This is a genomic window from Flavobacterium inviolabile, assembly GCF_013389455.1.
GTDB lineage: Bacteria > Bacteroidota > Bacteroidia > Flavobacteriales > Flavobacteriaceae > Flavobacterium > Flavobacterium inviolabile.
Genome location: NZ_CP058278.1, coordinates 1,147,534 through 1,171,088, shown reverse-complemented (window position 1 = coordinate 1,171,088; position 23,555 = coordinate 1,147,534). Strand labels below are relative to the sequence as shown.

The following is a 23,555-nucleotide window of genomic DNA, read 5'->3' as shown; positions in this document are numbered from 1 at the left end:
AAAATTAATATTTAATAAAAGATTTTGCTAATTTTAATACGGTTCAACAAACATATTATTAATAGCAAAATCTTTTACTTTGAAGATATTAAAGCCTATTCTCTATTTTTCGATTTTTAATCACCCTCTGAAATTAGAGGAAATCTATTCTTTCTCCGATCATGAGAACAGAAATGATTTTGACTGCGAAATAGAACAGGCTTTAGCAAGCGGAATCATCACCAAAACCGATTCCTACTACCATATCAACCTGACTTCCGAACACATTAAAAGACGCGAAACAGGTAACCGGAATGCCGTCAAAGCACTGGGAACCGCACAAAAAAAAGCCCATTTTATCAGTTCGTGGTTTCCTTTTGTAGAAGCCGTTGCCATTTCCGGATCGCTTTCAAAAGGATATTTTGACAGCAAAAGTGATATCGACTATTTTATAATCGTTAAACCGGAACACCTCTGGACCTGCCGGACTTTCCTGGTAGCCTATAAAAAATTATTCCTGTTCAATTCCAGGAAATATTTCTGTATGAATTACTTCATTACAGCCGACAATCTTGAAATAGAAGAAAAAAACAGGTTTACAGCCACCGAAATTGCTACTTTAGTACCGTTACACGGAAAAGAAATGCTGACTGCTTTTTTTGAACAAAACCGCTGGGTAACCGACTATTTTCCAAACCATCAGAAAAAAGACGCAGAAATAAAACCCGTTGTTAAAAAACGAATTGTCCGCGCCGTTGAAAACCTGCTTTCCGGTTCCTTTGGAAAGAAAGTAGAGAAAATGACCTTTACCACTACTTTTTCATTTTGGAAAGTGAAATTCGAGAAAAAACTGGCTTCCGAATTTTCCATCGCTTTCAAATCATCAAAAAGAGTGTCCAAACACCATCCTTCCAATTTTCAGAAAAGAGTCATTGACGCTTTAAACCGGAAATACGAAGAATTATATACCGCACACAATATCCAATTAACCAAAGAACATGTCTGACATCCTTTTTTCGCATTCTTATTATTACAGGCTGGATCCGAAGCAATGGAAAAACAAAACGCCTTTTCCGCCTTTGGGAACGCTTTATGCAGCTTCGTTAATGCGACAGAACGGCTATAAGGTTGACTTGTTCGACACCAATTTATTAGACAGTCCGCTGTCTGTCATTCCCAAATTACAACAGTTTCAGCCCGATTACCTGGTTATTTATGACGACGGTTTTAATTACCTGACCAAAATGTGCCTCACTAAAATGAGAGAAGCCTGTTTTGAAATGATCGCCATCGGGAAACAACATCACGCCATTGTGATTGTCTGCAGTTCCGATTCGACGGATCATTATGAAAAATACCTGGAAAAAGGCGCCGATTATATTCTACAGGGTGAAGGCGAATACAGCCTGCTGGAGCTTATAAAAGCTTTAGACAGCAAACAAACGGCTGCCAGTCTGAGCGGGATTATTTTTAAAGACCCCGACACGCAGCACACCCGTATAAACCCCAAAAGAACAGTTATTCAGCACCTGGACGAATTGCCGCAGCCGGCATGGGACCTGGTAAATATTCCTGACTATAAAGCCATCTGGCAAAAAAGCAAATATCCTTTTACCCTGAATATTGCCACCACCAGAGGCTGTCCGTATAAATGCAACTGGTGCGCCAAGCCAATTTACGGCAATCGCTACAATGCCCATTCGCCGGAATATATCGTGCGGCAGATCGCTTATTTAAAAGAACAGTTCGGGGTTTCCCGATTCTGGATGTGTGATGACATTTTCGGATTAAAACCCAATTGGGTACAGGAATTCGGAAAAGAACTGGACAGGCAGAAAATCACCATCCGCTACTACATACAGAGCCGGGTGGATTTATTATTAAAAGAAGATACGATTTCTGTCCTGGCAAAATCCGGTCTGGAAGAAGTATGGGTAGGTGCCGAAAGCGCTTCCCAGAAAATCCTGGATGCGATGGACAAAGGAACTACGGTAGCCCAGATATATGAAGCGACCCGATTGCTCAAAAGCAAAAAAGTGAGCGTGGCGTTCTTTCTCCAGTTTGGCTACCTGACCGAAAACCAGGAGGACATTCAAAAAACCATTGCGATGGTTAAGGAACTGCTGCCGGACAATATTGGCATTTCGGTATCCTACCCGCTTCCGGGAACCAAATTTTACGACAAGGTTAAAGAAGACCTGAAACTCAAATCCAACTGGTCCGATTCTGATGATCTGGACATGATGTTTCACGGCACCTACTCCTCCGAATATTACCGGAAACTGCAACGCCTGGTGCATAAGGAATACCGCATCAGCCAGGGCATCAGTTTTCTGAAAAATATATTTAACGATTCCGTAAACCGGACACAGCTCAAATCCATATTAAAATTAGGGTATTATATTCCCAGTACCTATATTGATCGTTACCGGATAAAAGCATTGGCAAAATCATGAAGGCAACATTCGACATAGCCGCATCTACCTATGATGTAACGTTTACCAATACGGTCATTGGCAAATTACAGCGCAGTTATGTTTACGGTCACCTCAGCAATTGCTTAAACAACCAATCTGTCCGGTCTGTTCTGGAAATAAACTGCGGTACCGGTGAAGATGCGTTCTGGCTTGCCGGGCAAGGTTACCGGGTTACGGCTACCGATATTTCGGAAAAAATGATACAGGTTGCCCAACAAAAAAAGCAGGCTGAGAATATCACTTTCCGCCAGGCCGACATTAATGCGCTGCCGGCGGTTTTCCCTTCGGCACAATTTGATTGTATCTTTTCCGATTTTGGCGGTTTAAACTGTTTGTCGCCCGGAGAATTAAAGAATTTCTTTGCTAATGCAGCATCCTTATTGCCCCGAAACGGAAGCCTGCTTCTGGTGATCATGCCCAAAAACACCCTTTGGGAGCAAGGCTATTTTCTTTTAAAAGGACAATCCGGCAATATTTTCCGCAGAAAGCAGGAAAAGGTTCTTGCCAATGTGGACGGAGAAAAGATTGCCACCTATTATTATAATCCAAACGATATTAAAAAACTGTCGGAAGAACATTTTACCATAACCACGGTAAAACCGGTTGGGTTGTTTGTTCCGCCTTCTTATCTGGAAACATTCATAAGCGGTAAGCCCAAAACAACCGCCTTACTGAACTATCTGGAAAACAAGGCAAAGAACCTCAGCTTTACCGCCCGTTATGCCGACCATTATTTTATAGCATTACAAAAGCGATGAGTATTCTGCTGACACATGGGTACTATCTTACCGATGACCCGAAAGAACAGAAAATAATGAAGCCCTATCCGCCGTTAGGGCTGCTCTATATTTCTGCCTATTTGTTAGAACGCGGCATCGACAACAAAGTGTACGACAGCACTTTCTATACCCAAACAGAACAGCTTCGCTTTATTGCCGGAATGCAGCCGAAGGTCATTGCGATCTATACCAATCTGATGACCAAAATTGAAGTCATTCAGTTGATCCGGATCTTGCTTACCGATTCCCGCTACGGATTCCCGAAAATCATACTGGGCGGTCCGGACATTACCTATAACTGTGAGAACTACCTGAATACCGGGGCTCATTTCCTGATCATTGGCGAAGGAGAAGAAACCGCATACCAGCTCTACAATGCGATCATGGACAACACCGGTTATTCCGGTATTGACGGCATTGCCTATCTGGAAAACAATGTCGTGGTTAAAACCAAAGCCCGGACAAAGTTCAAAGAGCTTAACGAATTGCCGATACCCAACCGCGAAGCCGTTCCTATTGAAAAATATTTAGAAACCTGGAAAACAAATCACGGCAAAAGCTCGATGACCATTTCCACCCAGAGAGGCTGCCCTTACACCTGCAAATGGTGCAGTACGGCCGTTTACGGGCAAAGCTACCGCAGAAGGCCTGCACAGCAGGTTGCGGCAGAAATGCTGCTGTTAAAAGAAAAATACAATCCGGACAGCATCTGGTTTGTAGACGATGTATTTACCGTGAGCCACAAATGGCTGACGGAGTTTCACGATGAGGTCATTGCCCAAAAGGCGGTTATTCCTTTTGAATGCATCACCCGTGCCGAAAGGCTCAACGATGCGATATTGACCCTCTTGAAAGAAGCCGGCTGCTACCGGATCTGGATTGGCGCCGAAAGCGGTTCGCAGAAAATAATCGACCTGATGGACCGCCGTGTTGATGTTAACGTCGTAAAAGAAGCCATACAGAAAACAAATGCACTGGGTATCGAAACCGGAACGTTTATTATGGTGGGCTATCCGGGTGAAGACAAAACCGATATTTACAAAACCATTCAATATTTAAAAGAAGCCAACCCGACAGAATATACCATAACGGTGGCCTACCCGATTAAAGGGACATCCCTTTATGACGAGATCGAAAGCAACATTACCATCAAACCGGACTGGGAAACCTCAACCGACCGGCAAATTGATTTTAAAAGAACCTATTCCCGGAAATTCTATGATTATGCCGTGAGCAAAGTGGTTAACGAAGTCGAATTTTACCGCGAGCTCATTAAAAAGGAAAACAGGAATCCCGTTAAGATTTTAAAGCTGAAGGTAAAATCCCTTTTGGCCGGAGGACTAATGATGATTAGCAAATAGTATAAACAGACACTGATGATAACGGAAAAAGCCGAAGCAAAATACCTGATCTGTATTATAGCATTGTACTTTGCTGTAAGCCTTATTGGTATTCTCCATCATGAGCTCTGGCTGGACGAAGCACATCACTGGCTGTTGGCACGGGATAGCAGCAGTTTTTCGGAATTGTTGCAAAACAGGAAAAACGAAGGGCATCCCGTTGCCTGGAACATACTCCTTTTTATGATTAGCCGTTTTACCGCAAATCCGTTCTGGATGCAGTTTTTTCATATTGTTGTATCCACTATTGCCGTTAGCGTTTTTGTAAAGAAAGCCCCTTTTTCATTGGTCTTTAAAACCCTTTTTATTTTCGGGTATTTCTTCCTGTTCGAATACAACATTATCAGCCGGAATTACAACATCGGGATATTATTCCTGTTTTTAGCCTGCAGCATTTACAGGCAGCGAAACGAAAAGTTCACGCTGTACTGCCTGTACCTCATTATCGCGGCAAATATTCATCTTCTGTTTGCAACGATCAGCTGTGCGCTGCTGCTGACCTTTATCTATGAAAACAGAAAAATAAAAACGACGCATTATTGGGGATATACGATATTCTTTTTAGGATTGCTGCTGCTATTCATACAGGTAATCCCTTCCGATCTGCATGCTTTTGAACAGAGAGTAGCCGACATTCCTTTCTATGAAAAATTCATCAAAGGTTTTATCTCACTGTTCAAAGGCATCGTCACCATCCCTGACTTTAGCACCATTCATTTCTGGAATTCCAACTGGATTGTAAACACAAGCAAAACGCTGGCTTTATTAGTAGGCGCTTTACTCTATTTCCTGCCGCTATTGTTTTTCTACAAAAGAAAAAATACGCTGTTCTTTACCTATACCGCCTTAATTGGCGTGCAGTTCTTTTTCTTCGTTACCCAGACAGGTGCCACGCGGTTTGACGGAATCACCTACCTCATTATTGTCATTGCCTTATGGATCGACCGGTATTATCAACAGGCCGGAACTTCCGGAAACATTACCGTAGAGCTGTTAAAAAAAACAACTGTTTACGCAATATTGATCATTCAGTTTTGCAGCGGTATCCTGGCCTGTACCGTCGATTATAAAGAACCTTTTTCCTCCGGTAAAGCCGTAGTCGGTTTTTTAAACCGGAACAAACTGTCCCATCTGGAAGTGGTGACCCTGTTTTGTGAAGGAACCATCATCGCGCCTTACCTGAATCAGAAACCTTATTTTGTTTGCCAGAAAAGCCGTCAGAGTTTTTGCGACTGGAGTTTCCGGTGTGACACGCAGCTTTCCGGCGAACAAATCCTTACGATACTCTCGGCCGATACAAACATCAGCACGCCTTTTATCTTTATCAGCAAAAAAAACATCCTTGAAAACCCGGCCGGCATCAGCGACCGGCATCATTTAAAAGTGGAGCAATTAACAAAACTACAGGAAGCTATTGTCCGGAATACCGATTATTACCTTTATAAGATTAGCAATACCCGCCATAACCCGCAGCAACAATGAAAAAAATAATACTCCTTTTTAGCTTTATATTCCTCTCCTGTGTTAGTGAGACCTATTCGGATCTATTGGAAACCAACGACCCGTCACTATTCCTGAAATGGAATAAGGCTTATGAAAATGACGACATCCACACTTCCGTTATCGGTCTGAAATGGGCATTATCCTATATAGGTGCCAAACTGCCTGCCAATGCTAACGGTATAACCGCCAGCGGCAATCGCATTGCGATAGATCTAAACAAGCTGGGGTTTTCCGAAAATGCAAAAAACAAACTCCATCAGCTGCATGAAACTTTAAAAAACACTCCCGAATACCAGCTTACCGGCACAATCGACTTAGGACGGTATGTATCGCTGCTTTTAGGATCATCCGAACATTACTATAAAATTGCCGGAGTACCGGAAAATCTGAACACCCTTCTTAACAAGTACACCCTAAAACCCGAAAAAGGATATGTAAACGATTCGGGCGTTTCACTGGAGCACCGGATAATCCGGTTTTCAGAACAAAACGGCTTAAACCAGTTGTTTGTTTCTTCCGAAATTAATCCGGCAGACGGAACGGTACTGGAATATGAAACAATAGAACTGCTGGAAAACGGGCAATTGCGCTTTGGCATTTTCGACCCGAACGGACAGCGAAAAAACAATGCCGATCCGGTACACTCAAATGCCGGCAAACCGGCCAAATGCATGTGGTGTCATGAATCCTCCATACAGCCGCTTTTTAGTATTCAGAACAATTACAACGGCTATCTGTCCTACAATGATTTCCAGAATACCCTGCTCAATTACAGGGTTTCCCATAATGCGATAAAGAACAGCCTGTCCGGTGAGATTGATTTTTCCCAGACCCAGCAGCACACTTTAACAGAATTGTTATATATTTCCTTTATGGAACCTTCTGCCGAAAGACTAAGCCTCGAATGGAATCTCCCGCTGGCTGAGGTGCAAAGCAGATTATCGGGACTCACAACGCATGTGTATCCGGAATTTCCTTTTCTGGGCAATCTGTACAACCGGAAAGATGTTGAAGCGCTGGCTCCTTTTCAGGGACTGGCAGTTTCCGATCATGTAAGGGAGCAATCTCCGAATGAAGTCAATTATATCAACTGATTTATGGTAAACAATAAAAAAATAATAGTTGTCCTTCCGGCTTACAATGCCGCAAAAACCATTGAACGCACCTACAGCGAAATCCCTTTTGATATCGTAGACGACATCATTTTAACAGACGATTTCAGTAAGGACGACACTATTGCTGTTGCCAAAAAGTTAGGAATACAGCACATTATTGCCCATGACCGCAACAAAGGATATGGCGCCAATCAGAAATCCTGTTATAAAAAAGCATTAGCCTTGCAGGCCGATATTATCATCATGCTGCATCCCGATTACCAGTACACGCCAAAACTGATCCCTTCGATGGTAAACATGGTCGTTACCGATTTGTATGATGTGGTACTGGGATCCCGTATTTTAGGCAAAGGCGCCTTAAAAAACGGCATGCCGTTTTATAAATACATAGCCAACCGGCTGCTCACCTTTTTTCAGAATCTGCTTATGAACCAGAAATTATCGGAATACCATACCGGATACCGCTGTTATAAAGCGTCGGTTTTACAGCAGATTGATTTTGAAAAGAACTCAGACGATTTTGTGTTTGACAATGAAATACTGGCACAGTGCTGTTTTATCAATGCCCGTATTGGTGAAATTTCCTGCCCTACACATTATTTTGAAGATGCATCGTCCATTAATTTTAAACGAAGCGTTATTTATGGCCTCGGTGTGCTGAGGGTTTCTTTTAGCTATGCCCTGCAAAAAACCGGTTTGTTTTCATTTTCAATTTTTAACCGGTTATGAAAGCACTAACAGGAAAATATTACGGCCTGCTGCCACTGCTATTGCTGTGCGGTTTTTATATTGTTAAAGCCACCGGTTTTTCGTTGCATGATTTCGGGAACTACTATTTCGGGGGCTATTTCTTTGCTCAGGGAACGTTCACTGCCGACATGTACTTTCCTTATATTTTTAACCGGGACATTGCCGCTTTAGGATATGAATCCCTTTTTTTAAGTTATGCGCCCAATACGCCGTTCCTGACTATCCTCTTTTACCCGTTTCATTTTTTAGATCCTTTTACCGCCAAGCTCATATTCAACCTGCTCAGTACCTTTTTATTCCTGTACAGTACCAGCCGGCTTGTCGCTTTTTATAAGATAAAACCCGTTTATGCCGCTATCATACCGGTCCTGTTTTTCCTTCCGGTTAAAAACAACCTGTTATTCGGTCAGTTATATTTTTTATTATTCTTTCTGTTAGCCGAAGGATGGCTCGCTTATGAAAAAAAACAGCTGTTCCGGATGAGTTTGTTTTGGAGCATGGCCGTTTTGATTAAGGTCTTCCCGGTAATGCTAATTGCTTTCCTGCTGTTTAAAAAAGCTTATAAACCGGCTGCATACCTTATTTTTTGCTGTGCCCTCTTAACAATTGGTTCCGTATTGTTAAACGGTGTTGAGGTCTGGTTTTTCTTTTTTGAAAAAGTACTTCCAAAAGCTTCGAACGGCGAAATAGCAACTGCTTTTGTAGACAATTACCAATCGGTTTATATGTTTCTGAAACGTATCTTTATTACCGACGCCATCGAAAATCCCTACCCGGCAGTCAATAACCCGTTTCTGTTTCACTTACTGTTAATGAGTTTTAAGCTTGGCCTGGTATTCATGGGGTACTACATAACTCAAATAAAGAAGAATACGCTTTTTGTTTTTTCCTATTGGATCATCATCATGCTGCTGCTTTCTCCCTATGGCAGCACCTATACGTTTATACTGCTGCTTTTTCCGTTTTTTAGTATTGTGAATACCAACAGCAGTCCTATCGTAAAATGCGGCTTTATACTATTGCTTTGCGGCAGCTGCAACTGGCCTTTACATTTTTTCACAAACAGTAGCTTTCCGGTCAGCTACTGCCGTTTATTACTATTCCTGTTGTTTTTTATACTATACCTGCTTTCCGAAAAAAGTACCGTCAACTGGAAATGGAGTCCGCTGGTTTTAGTACTGGCCTCCGGGGTGAGCTATTACAGCATCCATACCATGCGCCCTGCAGACGCAACGGGGCTGCTACCTGCAAAAAGCCCGATTCTTATTTATAAATATACCATTGCCGATAACCGGCTGACTTATTATTACTGGAATGAAAATGGTGAAAACCGGATGTCCATACCGTTAGCTGCATCAAAAACGGCTGAGGCAACGATCCGGAACAACCAGATTTACCACAATGGCAAAAAGCTCACTTATGGCAACGATAATAAAACCAATGCCCTACTAGTCAATAACAAAACCCTGATCTATTTATCCGATTACAACCGAGGAATTGGTTTTTATACCTTACGGGTACTAAAAACAGAGTAACCTCAAACAGCTTTTCACCCTAAAACAAAAACGGAATTGGCCACAAAAATAAACCCTAAGCTATTACATATATCCAGCAATACCATCCGGCAGCTGATCATCTCAGCTTTTGGCATGGCGGTTCCTTTCCTGGTTATTCATTTTTCGCAAAAAGAAATATGGGGTGCTTTTGTTTCCATACTGCTGTACACGCTGTTCACCGTCCAGATCATCAATTGGGGCAACAAAGAATATTTACTCCGGCTGTTCAGCCTGCTTCCGAATAAGATCAAAAAGAACTATTCCGGAATATTATACACCCGCCTGCCTTTTGTATTCCTGTTTTCGGCAGGCAGCATGTTTTTCTTTCCGCTGCCTTACACCTTCTATATTTTTATCTGGATACTCGGGCGTTACTTTAATCATTCCACAGAAGCACTGGTGGTGTATGAAAAGAAATTCAATGCTTCCATTAGTATTGAATGCATCGGCTTCCTGATTTTTCTTCTTCCTTTTTATGTGTTGAAAAACGATTTCGGAATCTATTCACTGCTGGTTAGCTATAGCTTTTATCAGTTTGTAAGAGGCCTGCTGTACTTTTTGTTATTCAAAAAATACCTTTCCGTGAAAAACATGAAAATGGATTTTTCCTATTTTAAAACAGCGCTGCCTTTTTTCCTGCTATCCGTTCTGGGTTTCTTCACTTCCAAAATAGATGTGTATTTAGTGGACTATTTCGAAAACAAAACCGTGATTGCCAATTACCAGATCATCAACAGTCTTCTGGTTTTTGCCATGTCGCTGGCCGCTTTTATCTATGCCCCTTTCACTAAAAACATTTACCGCAATAACGAAACGGTCATTTTAAAAATCCAGCGAAAACTCCAATTATTAGGACTGCTGCTCGTTCCCTGCGCGCTGGCTGTTATTTACCTGATTGTACACTATTATCTCAGGCTCAGGCTTTCCTTCTGGTTTTATGGTATTGCTTTTTTATACATTTATCCCTCTTTTAGCTATGGCATTAAAATTGTGGAACTCTTCAAAATATACAAAGAAAAAAGCGTTATAAAAATTTTACTGGTTGGTGCCGTTGTTAATGCGGTTGTATCGACAATATTGCTATATTTAAACCACGGAATGACCGGTGCGCTTTTGGGTGCCGCAATTGCGCAGATTATTATATTACTGATTACCGACAAAACAACACTATTCCGATAAGTTGAAAAAGAATAAAGTCATATTATTCAATCCGAGAAGTGCTAACGGAAAGCACCGCATTCCCAATTCTATATTACAGGTTGGTGCCTCCATTCATGGGCTTTATGATTATGTGTTTATAGACGGAAATCTGGAAAAAGACCCGTGGAAAACCATTGAAAACTATCTTAAAACCGGCGAATTCAAATACTTCGGAGCAACGGTCATGCCCGGCCCGCAATTGCGGCAGGCGATTCCGTTTACCAAAAAAATAAAAGAAACATTTCCGGATATCATAACCGTCTGGGGCGGCTATTTTGCTTCCAATCAATACAAAGTAGCGCTAAATTCCGGTTATGTGGATTATATTATTAACGGTCCCGGCGACAGAACTTTTCCCGAGCTGATTCAGGCAATCGAGAATGAAGTGACCGACCGTGTCGTACTCATCAAAAACCTTATCTATAAAAACCCGGAGAACAATATTACCAAAACGGCCGTTGAAGCCTTACTGGATCAGGACACACTGCCGAAGTTTCCGTATGAATACCTCAATACGTTTTACCCGGTCAGAAACTATCTGGCCAAGACATTCATGGGTAACAAAACCTTGTCCTACCATTCCAGCATGGGCTGTCCGTTTTCCTGTTCGTTCTGTGCCGTTGTCCCTATCTACAATGCCCGATGGAAAGGCATGTCAGCTTCCCGTATTTATGAAGACGTACAATATTTCAAGGAAAAATACAACATTGACGCCATCGAATTTCACGACAATAACTTCTTTACCTCTAAAAAGAGAGTACTCGAATTTTCCGAGCTCATTTTAAATGACAACATCAGCTATTGGGGCGAAGGAAGGATCGACACGATCAACATGTATTCGGACGATGAACTCCGGCTGATGCGTAAGGCAGGCTGCAAAATGATCTTTTTAGGTGCCGAAACCGGTAACGATGAGATACTCAAACAAATGAATAAAGGCGGTACCCAATCCGGAAAGATGATTAAGGATTTTGTATTGCGGATGAAAAATGTAGACATCGTACCGGAACTTTCCTTTGTACTGGGAATGCCCGCTGCAACAGAAAAACAGGTTTACGACCAGATTGTATGGGACATCAACTTTATACGGGAAATAAAAACCATTAACCCCAAAGCCGAAATCATAATTTACCTGTACAGCCCGGTTCCTACAGAAGGTTCCGAACTGTATCAGCAGATTCTCGATGCCGGATTTTCCTTTCCGGAGCACCTGGAAGACTGGATCTCGCCAAGCTGGGAAAACTTCGACCTGCGCAAAAATCCGCTGACTCCATGGTTAAAACCATATATGATCGATACCATTAAAAACTTTGAAACGGTTTTAAACGGTTATTACCCCACCGCTTCCGATTTCAGGATCAGGGGCTTAAAAAAACAATTACTGCAAACCATCGCCGGACTGCGGTACAAAACCGGATTTTACCAATATCCTTATGAAATCAAGGCACTTCATAAAATATGGAAATACCGCCAACCGGAAATTGAAGGATTTTATTCGGAATAATGAGAAAACTAATTCAAAAAATAGTCAGCCCTTTTCTGAAAAAAGCGAGTGCTTTATACCTTTCCAAACCCCGGAAATACCATTATAAAAATATCACTGTACAGGTCGTACCAACGGTGTTCCCGCCTTTTATCACGATCAGTACCAAATTGCTGCTGCAATTTATCGAACCCCAGCCTTTAGCAAACAAGACCTTTCTGGAACTGGGTTGCGGCTGCGGCATTATTTCCATTTTAGCAGCAACAAAAGGAGCGGTTGTAACGGCTACCGATATCAATACCGCTGCACTTGAAGCCTTACGGCAAAACAGCTGCCGGAATGCCGTTTCGATAAACATACTGCATTCCGATTTATTTCAAAATCTGAAAGACCACGCTTTTGACTATATCGTCATCAATCCGCCATACTACCCGAAAACACCACAGAATATAGCTGAAAATGCCTGGTATTGCGGCGAGAATTTCGACTACTTCGAACAGCTTTTCGCCCAGTTAAAACCTTATTTAACTCCGGCAAACAAAACCTATATGATCCTGTCCGAAGATTGCGAACTGGATACCATCACTAAAATAGCGGCCGGAAACAGCCTCCGGATGCAGTGCATTCACACGGAAAAAGTCTTCAAAGAAGAAAACTATATTTTTGAAATTGACCGGCAATAATTTTTGACGTAACTTTCGGGTGTAATAAGAAACCTATTCCGAAAGCCCTTTTTTATGAAAAAAGCAATCGTATTTTTCCTTTTCCTGTTTTCAGTAACCGTTGTGGCACAGGAGAAAACACGCTTCAATAAAATTGACAGCCTGCTCACCTATCTTAATGATAACAACAGGTTTATGGGGGCTTTGACCATTCAGGAGAGCGGAAAAGTTGTTTTTGAGAAAAATTACGGATATGCCGATGCAGACTCTAAGACAGTGGCAAATCCGGACACCAAATATAAAATCGGTGCTATTACAAAAATGTTTACGGCAACGATAATCTTCCAGTTAATAGACGAAAAACGACTGACCTTAGATACCAAACTATCCAAATTCTATCCGGAAATACCCAATGCCGACAAGATCACTATCGGGCTGCTGCTGAACCACAAAAGCGGACTGTTCAATTATACTAACGATCCGGATTTTAAAACCTATTCCCAGACACCGCAGACAAAAAAACAAATGCTGAAACGGATCGCTTCCCGTGAGCCGGTTTTTGAACCGGATACCAGAGCAGAATACAGCAATTCCAACTACCTTTTGTTAGGTTATATTATCGAATCGCTGACCGGGAAAAGTTATGGCGACAATGTCGCTTTCCGTATAGCAAATAAAATAGGTTTAAAAAACACCTACTATCCTAAAAAGAACGGAACCGCAAAAGATGAAGCGTTCTCCTATACTTTTACCAACAATCAGTGGACCAGAACAGCCGCCAGGGATCCAAGTACTATTGGCGCCTCAGACGCTTTAATTTCCACACCTTCCGATTTAACGCAATTCATTAATGCCCTGTTTAACGGAACCCTGATAAAACCGGCTTCCCTTGCCCAGATGACCGAAATGGAGCATGGCTATGGAAAAGGAATACTGCAATTCCCTTTTGGCGATAAAAAATTCCTGGGACATAACGGAAGTATCGAAAGTTTCAAATCCAGCCTCGGGTATCACGCCAGTGAAAAGCTTGCCTTTTCGCTTATCATAAACGGAAACAACTATAACGAAAACGATATTACGATTGGTATATTGAGCATTTACTACAAACTGCCGTACCGTTTCCCGAACTTAAAAACCGTGGCCGTAGCCGAAAAGACCTTAAAATCATACGAAGGAATTTACAGTTCAAAACAAATTCCGCTCAAACTGACCATCAAATTAGAAAACGGGCAGCTATCCGGACAAGCTACCGGGCAAAATCCGTTTCCGCTGAATGCGATCAGCAATACGGAATTTATTTTTGACCCTGCCGGAATAGAAATTCTTTTTAAAGAAAAAGGCTTACTTTTGAAACAGGGCGATGCGAAATACAGTTTTATGAAAGAGTAATCCCAAAAAAACACACTTTTCTGCAGCTTTTAGCCCGATTCTTTTCCAAAAAAGATTTTATTTTAAAAATGCAGCTCCCAAATCATCGCAAATTCTGCAATAACACAACTGATTATCAATCAATAAAATATTATTAGACTAGCATTTGTATTTAAAATAATTTATTGTACTTTTGCAACCCCTTTATTGGGGATGGAATGTTTAATTAAAATAAATTATTGTGAACAATTTAAGCTACAAGACAGTATCAGCTAACAAAGCAACTGCTCAAAAAGAGTGGATCGTTGTGGATGCTGAAGGTCATAACTTAGGTCGTTTTGCTTCAAAAGTAGCAATGCTTTTAAGAGGTAAATACAAGCCAAGTTATACACCGCACGTGGACTGTGGAGATAACGTAATTGTTATCAACGCAGAAAAAATCAACCTAACAGGTAACAAACTTGAGGATAAAACATATATCCGTCACACAGGTTACCCAGGTGGTCAAAGAAGTTTATCTGCTAAAGTAATGCAACAAAAAAATCCTGCATTATTAGTAGAGAAAGCTGTAAAAGGAATGTTACCTAAAAACAAATTGGGTGCAGAATTATTCCGAAATTTAAATGTATATGTAGGTTCTGAGCACAAACATGATGCACAACAACCTAAAACCGTTAACTTAAACGATCTAAAGTAATGGGAGTTATTCACAAAATCGGTAGAAGAAAAACCGCTGTTGCTCGTGTATATGTTACAGAAGGAACTGGAAACATCACAGTAAACAAAAAAGAATTTACAACTTACTTCCCAACGGCTACATTACAGTACAAAGTTATGCAACCTCTAACATTAACAGAGAACGCTTCTAACTTTGACGTAAAAGTAAATGTATACGGTGGAGGAACAACTGGTCAGGCTGAAGCTGTACGTATGGCTATTGCAAGAGCAATGTGTGAAGTTGAAGCTGAAAACAGAGCTATCTTAAAACCAGAAGGATTACTAACAAGAGATCCTCGTATGGTTGAGCGTAAGAAATTCGGTCAGAAGAAAGCTCGTAAGAGATTCCAATTCTCTAAACGTTAATATTTATTTATTATTAAAAAAACTAAGTTTTTGTTGCTCTCCTATTGAGGTAGGAATTAGTTTAGCATCTAAATGGCTGAGACCTGAGCTTCAGCATCCCAAGGGACTGATGAAATCGCTACTCTACCATTGCTAATACAACAGAACGTAAACTATTACAAAATGGCAAACAAAGTAGAAGTTAAAGAATTACTAGAAGCAGGTGTTCACTTTGGACACATGACTAGAAAATGGGACCCAAACATGGCTCCTTACATCTATATGGAGCGTAATGGTATTCACATTATCAATCTATATAAAACTGCAGCTAAAATCGAAGAAGCGAATGAAGCTTTGAAAAAAATCGCTGCATCTGGTAGAAAAGTCCTTTTCGTTGCTACCAAAAAACAAGCAAAAGATATCGTTGCAGAAAAAGCTACGGCTGCTAACATGCCTTTCATCACAGAAAGATGGCCAGGTGGTATGTTAACCAACTTCGTTACTATCCGTAAAGCTGTTAAAAAAATGGCTTCTATCGATAAAATGAAGAAAGACGGTACTTTCATGACATTATCTAAAAAAGAACGTTTACAGGTAGATCGTCTTCGTGCAAAACTTGAGAAAAACTTAGGTTCTATTGCAGACATGACTAGATTACCAGCTGCGTTGTTTGTAGTGGATATCAAAGCGGAACACATCGCTGTAAAAGAAGCACAAAAATTAAACATTCCAGTTTTTGCTATGGTAGATACCAACTCTGACCCACGTCAGGTTGACTATGTTATCCCGGCTAACGATGATGCTTCAAAATCAATCGACAAAGTTTTATCTTTAGTAAGTGGTGCTATCATTGAAGGTCTTTCTGACAGAAAGTCTGACAAAGACGAGCAACCAGCTGGAGAAGTAGCAGCTGCTCAAACAGAAGCTACAACTACTGCAACTGAAGAATAAAAATAACATTATGATAAAGTCGTTGTGCTGGTGGTTGCTTACTTTTGGAGTTACTATCAACATAACGACTTCATTTTTTAACTTAAAATAATACATTCAAATGGCAAATATTACTGCTGCAGACGTAAATAAATTAAGACAAATTACCGGTGCTGGTATGATGGATTGTAAAAAAGCATTGGTTGAAGCTGATGGGGATTTCGATTTAGCTATCGAAAACTTACGTAAAAAAGGACAGAAAGTTGCAGCGAACCGTTCAGACAGAGAATCTACTGAAGGAGCTGTTATCGCTGTTGTAAATGCTGATAAAACTGCTGGTGTTGTAATCTCTCTTAACTGTGAGACTGACTTCGTAGGTAAAAACGAAGGTTTCGTTAAATTAGCTACTGATTTAGCAAACCAGGCATTAAACTATGCTACTAAAGAAGAATTTTTAGCTTCAGATTTCAACGGAATCACTGTTGCTGATAAATTAATCGAGCAAACAGGAGTTATCGGAGAGAAAATCGAAATCGGTTCTTTCGAGCGTTTAGAAGGAGCTTTCGTTGGATCTTACATCCACGCTGGTAACAAAATCGCTACTTTAGTTTCTTTATCTGCTAATGTTGCCGGAGCTGAAGAAGCTTCAAGAAACGTTGCAATGCAGGCTGCTGCAATGGCTCCAATCGCGTTAAACGAAGAAGGAGTTGATGCTGCTATCATTGAAAAAGAAATCGAAATCGCTAAAGATTTATTACGTCAGGAAGGAAAACCGGAAGCTATGTTGGAAAACATCGCTAAAGGTAAATTAGCACGTTTCTTCAAAGACAACACTTTAATCAACCAGGATTATATCAAAGAACCAAAAATGAGCGTTACAGAATACGTTAAATCTGTTGACGGTGCATTAACGGTAACTGGTTTCAGAAGAGCTGCTTTAGCATAATTTCAATTCGGAATCCGGTTCAGAATATAAAACCGTTTCCCGAATAACAATATTACCTTCGGGTAACCCAAAAAAACCTCAATCGAAAGATTGGGGTTTTTTATTTTTATAAAATATTAGCGTACTTTTGAAATAACAACAAGAACACCAATGTTTAAAACCAAAAAGGATCTCGTATACATTATACTTGCCGGAATTTTTATAACCAATGCCGTCGTTGCCGAATTAACAGGAGGAAAACTTATTCATATAGGCCCTTTCATCATGAGCATCGGGATTATTCCATGGCCGGTTGTATTCATCACCACCGACTTAATTAACGAACATTTCGGAAAAGACGGTGTCAAAAAACTATCATTCATCACTGCCGGGCTAATCGCCTACTGTCTGATCATTCTCTTTCTCGCCATCCATATTCCGGCGGCAAAAGGCATCAGCACCGTGACCGACGAGCAGTTTCAGGCTGTTTTCGGGCAGGGCGTCATGATTATGATTGCCAGCATCATCGCCTTCCTGGTATCGCAGTTAATTGACGTATCTATCTTCTGGTTTTTACGCAATAAAACAGGCAAAAAAATGATCTGGCTGCGCAGCACCGGATCAACCGTAATATCGCAGTTATTCGACAGCTTTATCGTTTCCGGTATCGCCTTTTGGCTGACCGGGAAAATCACCACTGCCGAATACATCAATATGGCAGCAACCGGTTACACCTTTAAACTGATCATTGCGATCTGCCTGACGCCAATGATATACCTTGGACATTATATTATTGAAAAATATTTAGCAGAAGACCCGATAGCCGATGGAGACTAAAGAAAGATGCGGATGGTGCAAAAACGATGCACTTTACGAAAAATATCACGACGAAGAATGGGGCGTACCCGTTTATGAAGACCAGAAACTTTTTGAATTCCTGATCCTGGAAACCTTTCAGGCAGGCCTGAGCTGGATAACCATACTCCGCAAAAGGGAAAACTTCAAAAAAGCTTTCGATAATTTCGACTACAAAGCCGTAGCCGCTTATCAGGAAGACAAAATCCAGGAACTACTGCTCGACAGCGGTATCATCCGGAACAAACTCAAAGTAAGAGCCGCTGTGACCAACGCACAGGCTTTTATGAAAGTGCAGCAGGAATTTGGCAGCTTTTCCGATTATATCTGGAAATTCACCGGCGGGAAACCCATTGTAAGCCAAAGGGAAACCCTACGGGACATTCCGGCAACTACACCGCTATCGGACGAGATCAGCAAAGACCTGAAAAAACGCGGCTTCAAATTTGTGGGCTCAACGGTAGTCTATGCACACATGCAGGCAACCGGTATGGTAGACGACCACATCAGCAGCTGCTGGAAACGGTCATGACTCCACACCCGAATGTTAAATCTTCCGATTTAGAATTCGACTTTTAAAATAATACTATACATTTGTTTCACTTTAGGGGTGTCTATTGAAAAGTAGGCTGAGATTTTACCCTTTGAACCTGATGCAGTTCATACTGCCGTAGGGAAAAGTGCAATGACTTCATTTTTATGTAGCCATTCCTAAAGTATATACCCATATAACAAACTTTAAGGAATGGAAATCAAAGTTAACAATCAAATTAAAGAATTTCCGTCTGGCGAATTAACCGTCCAGGCTTTACTCGATTTGGAAATTCCCAACAAGCAAAATGGCCTAGCCTTAGCCATAAACAATACCGTTATTCCAAAAACCGACTGGAGCACACACTACATCCACGACCGGGATGACATCCTTATTATCATTGCCACACAAGGCGGATAATCCCCTATTGCTTAACGACAAACAAACATAAAAATGGAACAAAAAGAACAGCAGATTTCGAGAACACCCTTTCCGAATTCAAAAAAAGTATACATAGACGGTACTATTCACCCCATTAAAGTAGCCATGCGGGAAATAGCCCTGCACGACACCAAACTATCCAACGGAAAAACGGAACACAATCCGCCGGTAACCGTTTACGACACCAGTGGCCCGTATACCGACCCTAACATGGAAATTGACGTGCGCAAAGGACTGGACCGCATTCGCGAACAATGGATTTTAGACCGGAACGACGTAGAAGTATTACCTTCCATAACGTCAGACTACGGCAAGGAACGCCTTAACGACTCCAGACTGGATCACCTGCGTTTTGAATACCAGCACAAACCCAAACGCGCCATTCAAGGTGCCAATGTTACCCAGCTGCATTACGCCAAAAAAGGCATTATCACTCCGGAAATGGAATACATCGCCATCCGCGAAAACCAACAGATTGAATTGCTGAACCAGCAAACCAAAGCCATGCAGCATCAGCATGCCGGAAACAGCTTTGGTGCCAATACACCTAAAAAATACATCACCGCCGAATTCGTTCGCAGTGAAGTTGCTGCCGGAAGAGCAATCATCCCGAACAACATCAACCACCCGGAAAGCGAACCGATGATTGTAGGCCGTAATTTCCTGGTAAAGATCAATGCCAATATCGGAAACAGTGCCGTTACCTCAAGCATCGAAGAAGAAGTTGAAAAAGCCGTATGGGCATGTCGTTGGGGCGCCGATACAATTATGGACCTCTCCACCGGAAAAAACATTCATGAAACCCGGGAATGGATCATCCGGAACTCCCCGGTACCCATCGGAACCGTACCGATCTACCAGGCATTGGAAAAAGTAAAAGGCATAGCCGAAGACCTGACCTGGGAGATCTTCCGGGACACCCTGATTGAACAGGCAGAACAAGGCGTTTCCTATTTTACAATACATGCCGGCGTTTTACTGCGTTACATCCACTTAACCGCAAACCGTGTTACCGGGATTGTTTCCCGCGGCGGTTCCATCATGGCAAAATGGTGTCTTTTCCATCACAAAGAAAATTTCCTTTACACTCACTTCGAAGAAATCTGCGAAATCATGAAAGCCTATGATGTAGCCTTCTCTTTAGGCGATGGCTTACGTCCGGGTTCGATTGCCGATGCGAACGATGCCGCACAATTTGCCGAATTGGAAACACTGGGCGAACTGACCAAAATTGCCTGGAAACACGATGTACAGGTTTTTATTGAAGGCCCGGGACACGTACCGATGCACCTCATCAAAGAAAACATGGACAAACAGCTGGAACATTGTGCCGAAGCACCATTCTATACCTTAGGCCCGTTAACTACCGATATTGCTCCCGGTTATGACCATATCACCTCGGCCATTGGTGCCGCTATGATCGGTTGGTACGGAACCGCAATGCTGTGTTATGTCACTCCGAAAGAACACCTTGGCCTGCCAAATAAAAAAGATGTAAAAGACGGTGTGATTACCTATAAAATTGCTGCACACGCTGCCGATCTGGCCAAAGGTCATCCCGGCGCACAGTACCGCGACAATGCTTTGAGCAAGGCACGGTTTGAATTCCGTTGGGAAGATCAGTTCAACCTGGCACTCGATCCGGATACCGCCCGTGAATTTCACGACGAAACGCTTCCGGCAGACGGAGCAAAAGTGGCTCATTTCTGTTCGATGTGCGGACCGAAGTTCTGCTCGATGAAAATCTCACAGGAAATCAGGGACGTAGCCGAAAAAGGAATGCAGGAGAAATCGAATGAATTTGTGGAAAGCGGTAAAGAAATCTATTTGTAAACCATGATCGTAATAACCAGTCCGACGGCTATTGCCAACGAAACAACCATTATCCATTCCCTTTTTGAAGAAGGCTTAACCTGCCTGCACATCCGGAAACCGGATTTTTCAGAAACGGCTATGGCTGCGTTTTTGGCCGGAATAGCAACCACCTATAGCCATCGCCTGGTTTTACACAGTCAGCATCAGCTGGCACCCACTTATGGAATACCGGGCATACACCTGACGGAGCGGGACCGGACCAGCCTGACGGACCGTTTCCCGCAAGTTGCCCGGTACACCACCGCCACCCATGCCATAGCAACATTCAACACCCTGCCGGAACTATTCGAATATGCCTTTCTAAGCCCTGTTTATCCCAGTATATCCAAACCGGGATATACTCCGGAACACGATTTGTTGAAAAGCATAACAAACCGGACAAATTACCAGACGAAACTAATTGCTTTAGGCGGTATTACTGCCGCAAACATCAGGCATACCCTGGAAAGCGGTTTTGACGATATCGCCCTGTTAGGAACCCTCTGGAATAGTCCCAAACCACTTGAAAATTTTAAAAAATGCCAGCAAATCGCCCTTTCGTATTAACCATCGCCGGACTGGATCCAACAGCCGGTGCCGGTATCTTATCGGATATTAAAACCTTTGAAAACCACCGCACACAGGGTTTTGCCGTGAACACAGCAAACACCATACAAACGGAAAATGTGTTCTATGAGCTGCAGTGGAGCGACATTGATTTTGTTCTGCAAAGCCTTCAGATCCTTTTAGAAAATTATGAATTCAAAGCGGTCAAAATCGGCATTGTTCCTTCATTGGATTATCTCAGCAAAATTGTGGCTATGATCCGCAAACACGCTCCGCTAACGGTCATTATCTGGGATACGGTCTTAAAATCCTCAACCGCTTTTAGCTTTCTGACCATTGAAAACCAAACGGCTTTGTTATCCATCCTGAAACAGCTGGATGTGATTACGCCCAATTATGACGAAATGCAGAAAATGCAGCCTTTTGAAAGTAATCCGGAAGCAACTGCCAAGGCACTTTCCAAATATTGCAGCGTCGTTTTAAAAGGCGGGCATAATCCCAACGAAAAAGGAACCGATTATCTCTATATGGAAAACAGTACGTTCGAATTCCCTCCGGAAAACAGCCTTGTATATCCAAAACACGGTTCCGGCTGCGTTTTTTCGGCCGCATTGGCAGCCAATATCGCTTTAGGACTGGATATCAAAACCGCTTGCCGCAAGGCTAAAGGTTATACCGAAAAATACCTTATTTCCAACAAGACCCTAATTGGCTACCATTATGTATAACAAACTGCAATATATTTCACAGGGGGCAACTCCGGACGAACAATGGTTCAACATCCAAACGGCACTGGACAACGGCTGCCAATGGATACAGCTGCGTTATAAAAACGGCACCAACATGGAATTATCCGCTCTGGCCACAACCGTTAAAAAACACTGTGAGCAATATGCCGCAACATTTATTATCAACGATAATCCTGAACTGGTAAAGCAAATCGATGCCGACGGAGTGCATTTGGGTTTGCAGGACATGTCCGTAACCGAAGCAAGGTCTTTATTGGGCACAGCTAAAATCATTGGCGGTACTGCCAACACCTTCGAAGATATCGAACAACGTTTTAACGAACAATGCGATTATATCGGACTGGGGCCATACCGCTTTACAACGACCAAACAGCAATTAAGCCCGGTACTGGGAACTGCCGGTTACCAATCCCTGTTGAGCCGGATGAAAACCCATAACATCAATATACCGGTATATGCTATTGGCGGAATCACAATGACGGATATCCCGGAATTAATGGCGACCGGTGTATACGGCATTGCCGTTTCCGGTTTAATAACACTACAGGACAACAAAAAAGAACTACTAACACAACTCAACCAACAATTATATGGCAGCTTTTAAAATCGCCGACAAGACATTTCAGTCCCGCCTGTTTTTAGGAACCGGCAAATTCGGCTCATCCCAGCAAATGGAAGCAGCAATTCTGGCTTCTGCAAGCGAACTGGTTACCGTCGCGCTGAAAAGAGTGGATTTAGAAACCGAAACCGATGCTATTTTAGCCCATCTGAAACATCCGCATATCAATTTATTGCCCAATACTTCCGGTGCCCGTAATGCCAAAGAAGCCGTTTTTGCCGCACAGCTGGCAAGAGAAGCATTGGAAACCAACTGGCTGAAACTGGAAATCCATCCCGATCCGAAGTATTTGCTTCCGGATCCTATTGAAACGTTAAAGGCTACCGAAGAGCTGGCAAAACTCGGTTTTATCGTGTTACCCTACATTCACGCCGATCCTGTTTTATGTAAAAAACTGGAAGAAGCCGGAACAGCCGCTGTAATGCCTTTGGGCTCGCCCATTGGCAGCAATAAAGGCTTAAAAACGGCAGACTTCCTGGAAATCATCATCGAGCAAAGCAAAGTTCCCGTTATTGTCGATGCCGGAATCGGAGCTCCTTCTGATGCTTCCAAAGCCATGGAATTAGGAGCCGATGCCGTTTTGGTCAATACCGCGATCGCAGTAGCCGGAAATCCGGCACTAATGGCGGAAGCTTTTAAAGAAGCGGTCATTGCCGGCAGAAAAGCCTATGAAGCCCGGTTAGCCCCGATGGCTTCCAATGCCGTTGCATCCAGTCCGCTAACCTCTTTTCTGTACGAATAACACTTAC

24 protein-coding genes and 1 riboswitch are annotated in these 23,555 nt (G+C 42.3%); all 24 genes read left to right on the top strand.

What is annotated here, in order from left to right; translation table 11 throughout:
• The first annotated feature begins 79 nt into the window (after window positions 1–79).
• The 24 genes from HW120_RS05205 (at window position 80) to HW120_RS05090 (ending at window position 23,548) form a co-directional block, all read left to right on the top strand.
• Entirely contained in the window at window positions 80–985 is a 906-nt protein-coding gene (locus HW120_RS05205) for a nucleotidyltransferase domain-containing protein (RefSeq protein ID WP_177731559.1), read from the top strand.
• The gene (locus tag HW120_RS05200; protein ID WP_177731556.1) at window positions 978–2,435 is read left to right on the top strand and encodes a B12-binding domain-containing radical SAM protein; all 1,458 of its coding nucleotides are present in this window, start codon (window positions 978–980) and stop codon (window positions 2,433–2,435) included. Before HW120_RS05205 ends, HW120_RS05200 begins: the two co-directional genes overlap by 8 nt.
• Complete coding sequence (locus tag HW120_RS05195; RefSeq protein ID WP_177731553.1) at window positions 2,432–3,214, top strand: class I SAM-dependent methyltransferase; 783 nt, start codon at window positions 2,432–2,434, stop codon at window positions 3,212–3,214. Before HW120_RS05200 ends, HW120_RS05195 begins: the two co-directional genes overlap by 4 nt.
• Window positions 3,211–4,596 (top strand): B12-binding domain-containing radical SAM protein, encoded by a 1,386-nt coding sequence (locus HW120_RS05190; RefSeq protein WP_177731550.1) that lies wholly within the window; start codon window positions 3,211–3,213, stop codon window positions 4,594–4,596. Before HW120_RS05195 ends, HW120_RS05190 begins: the two co-directional genes overlap by 4 nt.
• Before the next feature lie 15 nt (window positions 4,597–4,611).
• Window positions 4,612–6,117, top strand: coding sequence for a hypothetical protein (locus HW120_RS05185; RefSeq protein WP_177731547.1), 1,506 nt, complete (start codon window positions 4,612–4,614; stop codon window positions 6,115–6,117).
• Window positions 6,114–7,232 carry a hypothetical protein gene (locus HW120_RS05180; protein WP_177731544.1) on the top strand — a complete coding sequence of 373 codons (1,119 nt, stop codon included), beginning with the start codon at window positions 6,114–6,116 and terminating at the stop codon, window positions 7,230–7,232. Before HW120_RS05185 ends, HW120_RS05180 begins: the two co-directional genes overlap by 4 nt.
• 3 nt (window positions 7,233–7,235) lie before the next feature.
• Window positions 7,236–7,982: a glycosyltransferase family 2 protein gene (locus HW120_RS05175; RefSeq protein ID WP_177731541.1), complete on the top strand. Its 747-nt coding sequence runs from the start codon at window positions 7,236–7,238 to the stop codon at window positions 7,980–7,982.
• Complete coding sequence (locus tag HW120_RS05170; protein ID WP_177731537.1) at window positions 7,979–9,538, top strand: glycosyltransferase family 87 protein; 1,560 nt, start codon at window positions 7,979–7,981, stop codon at window positions 9,536–9,538. The genes HW120_RS05175 and HW120_RS05170 overlap by 4 nt, the downstream gene beginning before the upstream one ends.
• A 36-nt stretch (window positions 9,539–9,574) precedes the next feature.
• Entirely contained in the window at window positions 9,575–10,738 is a 1,164-nt protein-coding gene (locus HW120_RS05165; RefSeq protein ID WP_177731534.1) for an MATE family efflux transporter, read from the top strand.
• Between the two features lies 1 nt (window position 10,739).
• Window positions 10,740–12,263, top strand: coding sequence for a B12-binding domain-containing radical SAM protein (locus HW120_RS05160; protein ID WP_177731531.1), 1,524 nt, complete (start codon window positions 10,740–10,742; stop codon window positions 12,261–12,263).
• A complete protein-coding gene (locus tag HW120_RS05155) occupies window positions 12,263–12,925 on the top strand; it encodes a methyltransferase (protein WP_177731528.1) in 663 nt (220 codons plus the stop codon). The genes HW120_RS05160 and HW120_RS05155 overlap by 1 nt, the downstream gene beginning before the upstream one ends.
• A gap of 54 nt (window positions 12,926–12,979) precedes the next feature.
• Window positions 12,980–14,293, top strand: a complete 1,314-nt coding sequence (locus tag HW120_RS05150) for a serine hydrolase domain-containing protein (RefSeq protein ID WP_177731525.1) — start codon at window positions 12,980–12,982, stop codon at window positions 14,291–14,293.
• Window positions 14,294–14,513: 220 nt separating this feature from the next.
• Window positions 14,514–14,969, top strand: a complete 456-nt coding sequence (rplM, locus tag HW120_RS05145) for a 50S ribosomal protein L13 (RefSeq protein WP_177731522.1) — start codon at window positions 14,514–14,516, stop codon at window positions 14,967–14,969.
• Window positions 14,969–15,355: a 30S ribosomal protein S9 gene (gene rpsI, locus HW120_RS05140; protein ID WP_177731520.1), complete on the top strand. Its 387-nt coding sequence runs from the start codon at window positions 14,969–14,971 to the stop codon at window positions 15,353–15,355. The genes rplM and rpsI overlap by 1 nt, the downstream gene beginning before the upstream one ends.
• A 162-nt stretch (window positions 15,356–15,517) precedes the next feature.
• Window positions 15,518–16,285, top strand: coding sequence for a 30S ribosomal protein S2 (rpsB, locus tag HW120_RS05135; protein ID WP_177731517.1), 768 nt, complete (start codon window positions 15,518–15,520; stop codon window positions 16,283–16,285).
• A 100-nt stretch (window positions 16,286–16,385) separates the two neighbouring features.
• Window positions 16,386–17,210: a translation elongation factor Ts gene (gene tsf / locus HW120_RS05130; protein WP_177731513.1), complete on the top strand. Its 825-nt coding sequence runs from the start codon at window positions 16,386–16,388 to the stop codon at window positions 17,208–17,210.
• Between the two features lie 150 nt (window positions 17,211–17,360).
• A complete protein-coding gene (locus HW120_RS05125; RefSeq protein WP_177731510.1) occupies window positions 17,361–18,026 on the top strand; it encodes a queuosine precursor transporter in 666 nt (221 codons plus the stop codon).
• Window positions 18,016–18,576: a DNA-3-methyladenine glycosylase I gene (locus HW120_RS05120; protein WP_177731507.1), complete on the top strand. Its 561-nt coding sequence runs from the start codon at window positions 18,016–18,018 to the stop codon at window positions 18,574–18,576. Before HW120_RS05125 ends, HW120_RS05120 begins: the two co-directional genes overlap by 11 nt.
• A gap of 64 nt (window positions 18,577–18,640) precedes the next feature.
• Window positions 18,641–18,738: riboswitch (TPP riboswitch) on the top strand.
• A 51-nt stretch (window positions 18,739–18,789) separates the two neighbouring features.
• Complete coding sequence (gene thiS / locus HW120_RS05115; RefSeq protein WP_177731504.1) at window positions 18,790–18,996, top strand: sulfur carrier protein ThiS; 207 nt, start codon at window positions 18,790–18,792, stop codon at window positions 18,994–18,996.
• Between the two features lie 33 nt (window positions 18,997–19,029).
• A complete protein-coding gene (gene thiC / locus HW120_RS05110; protein WP_177731501.1) occupies window positions 19,030–20,850 on the top strand; it encodes a phosphomethylpyrimidine synthase ThiC in 1,821 nt (606 codons plus the stop codon).
• Window positions 20,851–20,853: 3 nt separating this feature from the next.
• Window positions 20,854–21,438: a thiamine phosphate synthase gene (locus HW120_RS05105; protein WP_177731498.1), complete on the top strand. Its 585-nt coding sequence runs from the start codon at window positions 20,854–20,856 to the stop codon at window positions 21,436–21,438.
• On the top strand, window positions 21,411–22,166 hold the full coding sequence (locus tag HW120_RS05100; protein WP_177731495.1) for a hydroxymethylpyrimidine/phosphomethylpyrimidine kinase: 756 nt from the start codon (window positions 21,411–21,413) through the stop codon (window positions 22,164–22,166). The genes HW120_RS05105 and HW120_RS05100 overlap by 28 nt, the downstream gene beginning before the upstream one ends.
• On the top strand, window positions 22,159–22,791 hold the full coding sequence (locus tag HW120_RS05095) for a thiamine phosphate synthase (RefSeq protein WP_177731491.1): 633 nt from the start codon (window positions 22,159–22,161) through the stop codon (window positions 22,789–22,791). Before HW120_RS05100 ends, HW120_RS05095 begins: the two co-directional genes overlap by 8 nt.
• On the top strand, window positions 22,778–23,548 hold the full coding sequence (locus HW120_RS05090; RefSeq protein ID WP_177731488.1) for a thiazole synthase: 771 nt from the start codon (window positions 22,778–22,780) through the stop codon (window positions 23,546–23,548). Before HW120_RS05095 ends, HW120_RS05090 begins: the two co-directional genes overlap by 14 nt.
• Window positions 23,549–23,555: the final 7 nt, after the last annotated feature.